General features: G+C 38.9%; 4 protein-coding genes. 3 read left to right on the top strand and 1 reads right to left on the bottom strand.

The genetic code is table 11. The features are described from left to right. The 3 genes from KDK17_RS11345 to KDK17_RS11355 all read left to right on the top strand — a co-directional run. Window positions 1-189, top strand: a 189-nt coding sequence (locus KDK17_RS11345) for a hypothetical protein (RefSeq protein ID WP_257288121.1), incomplete at its 5' end; no start/stop codon positions are given. A 106-nt stretch (window positions 190-295) separates the two neighbouring features. Beyond that, the gene (locus KDK17_RS11350) at window positions 296-868 is read left to right on the top strand and encodes a hypothetical protein (protein ID WP_257288122.1); all 573 of its coding nucleotides are present in this window, start codon (window positions 296-298) and stop codon (window positions 866-868) included. 135 nt (window positions 869-1003) lie between these two features. Next, the gene (locus KDK17_RS11355; protein ID WP_257253964.1) at window positions 1004-1933 is read left to right on the top strand and encodes a hypothetical protein; all 930 of its coding nucleotides are present in this window, start codon (window positions 1004-1006) and stop codon (window positions 1931-1933) included. A gap of 351 nt (window positions 1934-2284) precedes the next feature. Here KDK17_RS11355 and KDK17_RS11360 read toward each other — a convergent pair whose 3' ends face one another. Next, window positions 2285-2536 (bottom strand): hypothetical protein, encoded by a 252-nt coding sequence (locus KDK17_RS11360; RefSeq protein WP_257288123.1) that lies wholly within the window; start codon window positions 2534-2536, stop codon window positions 2285-2287. Between the last annotated feature and the right edge of the window lie 202 nt (window positions 2537-2738).

The raw sequence follows: 2738 nt of genomic DNA on the forward strand, positions 1-2738 counted from the left end.
AAATTGAGGATGAAAATTCGGTTTTGTGAGGAGAATAGCGAGCTATTTGACGAACGAAAGTGGACTTTCAGACTAAATTACCGCCGCCGCACGACTGCATGGATGCAAGAGCCAGAGCAACGCAGGAACAGTTGCCGTGAAGGGCAGTCTATTTTCGGTCAGGCTCCTGTTGGGTTGCCGGAGCCGTAAGTGTTTCGGTTAGCAGCGGTATTGATCTTTGTGGCCTTTGCACCGCTTAAAATGGGCTTTTATTCGGTTTGAGCCAAGTTAGAATTTCTACATCAGTTGAAGAGCGGTGATGAAGGTTGTAAGGTTTTTGTTGATTTTAATAGCTATACATTCCATAGCACTTCGTGCTGAAATGCTGTCTGAAACGAAAAAAGTATTGGATTTTTTTGATCAGAGCATAGAGAAAACATTCCCAGCGAGCTCAGATGAGTATAAAAAACATGAAGCCTTGAAACATTCTCTGAGGCTTAATATTGTTATTGATGAACTTAGGGTGAGCTTTTCAGTGCTTCACTATAAGCTAAATGCTTCTGCAACATCGGCTAAAGATGTGCTTTTGCAAAATCTACAGCAATCAATGAGTCAAGTCTTGCATGAACATGTATCTCAAGAACTTTCTACGGCGTTAATGGAGTTCAGTACAGTTATTATACATGGTGTAAGTATGAGTGATTACCTACATCCGTTTGAATCAATGGAGGTAAGAGATTTGAAAGTAAAAATCACATCTCTACTGGAACAAATATTAAATATTTTTCTCAATAGTCAAGATCTCCATGACTTTTATAGGTCTATTGGAATGGATGCCAGTTTTTCTGAAATTGTGGCTTTTTTACAATCTATTTTGTCTGAAAAGTAATTTATCCACATTAACAACAAGTATAACAAATGCAACCAGTTCTTTCTGGGGTCTCCCCCCTACATCTGATGCGCCTTGATCGCACAGCAGAACCATACGTTAGATGAAGTTAGATTAATGCATGAGATAAGTAATATGAATATTGCAGGAAAAAAGCTACCTTCAATTAATACAGAAGATGTATCGCTATCTGATAAAAAGCAAAAAAACGAATGTGATGAAAATTCTAAGGAAAAACTTATTCCTCATAGAAAAAGTGAACCATTTTATGGATTGGAACTGAAAAGCAGGAAGGTTGAAGAAATAAGTTTGCATGATGGGCAAAAATATAAAAATCTCTGTATTACACCAGAGAGGCTATCTAAAAAGGGGGTTTTATTAGCAGATAAAGATGATCAAGAATCAATATTGAAAGTTGCAAATTTAATTTTCAAGGCGATGAATAACCCAAGTAATCCTTTATATACATTCTTATCGGGAGGAAACACTCCAACAGCCAGTGATGAAGCTAAAAGGATAAAAGTTAATAACTTTCTGGAATCTTATGATGAATTAGATCTTTTCATTACTCTTCATTCTAATGGAAAAAAGCTGGATACAAAGACTTTCGTTTCCGATGAAGAGCTTAATAGCACCTTTGAAAACTATGGTGTTGTGATTCTGAATGGATTGAATCCAGACAAGCATTCTACTTTAATGCTTGGTTGTGGTCATAATAATGATTATTGTGATCATTCAAACATAGATACTTTGGATATTCGGGCAAGTATCAAACCTGATGTTTTATTACAGTGGGGAGACAAAAGAGCAATTGAATATCTCAGTATATTAAATAAATATGATGAAATTGTTGATGAAGGACCTTTGTGTTCATTTATGAATTACTCGGATGATTATTTCTCGGCAGTAAGGTCATGCTTGGTTGAAAATGGAAAATTACGACTACCAAGCCACGTGCTTGATGAAAGTAAAATTCCATTAGACTTTATAAAAGATGGCTCTTCAAAGAGAAATAATTTTGGTTCACGTCACTTTTGCACAACCTATATCTACTCCCCTGGTTGAAATCACCTAACAAGTGGCTATGCTGCCAACTGCAGATTATCCTGCTAAACCAGCACTGGCCGAAGATTCGGCAGCAACTGTCATCAGGAACCTACCAACCCAAACCCATGCGGTGGGATGACCCCCACCAAACCGGATGAGAGCAAGCGCAAGATCTTAGAGTAGACATTAAGCCTCACCCACAGCACAAAGATCTAATCTTGTACGCCCTGAACAAACATCTTGTGCAGGGTGTTCACGTTTCGCATTATCTGCCCAGAAGTCGAGGAGCTTCCTTGTATGTGAGTGCAGAGACTTACCATAAGGGATAAAATGACATTACCAAACAGACTGGTTCCACTTTTCATCGCCTTATTTATTTTGGCTGTTCAAGGTGAGTTCTGCCGCCGGAAATGAATCTTTTTTGAGCTTAATGTCTACCCTTAGAGCGCAAGATGGCCTTCTGCCGCCTGTACTTTCAATATCGTACTCAATAATCTGGCTGGGGAGCAGGAAAAGGGGAACCTTGGAATTGACCGCCGTGCCCACGACAGTGTTGTATTCCCAAACCATACGGTATTGGCAATGCCAGATGACATGCGTTAACTTTTCAAATTTGCTCATGCTACTTCCTTTGTCTAGTAGTTGTGGAGACAACTCAGAGATAAGGAGTAGCAGGGGTAGTTCATGGCAGGCGAAGCCAACCATTCACAGGGAAAAATCATGAAACCTCCTGAAAATATTGACCTGTAGTTTATATATGTTTTCTTTTTAATACGTCTATGGTCTTATAACTGCACATCAGGATAAGGCCTCAGTATGAATG

Origin of the sequence: Endozoicomonas sp. SESOKO2 (genome assembly GCF_024606245.1) — a bacterium.
Classification (GTDB): Bacteria; Pseudomonadota; Gammaproteobacteria; order Pseudomonadales; family Endozoicomonadaceae; genus Endozoicomonas_A.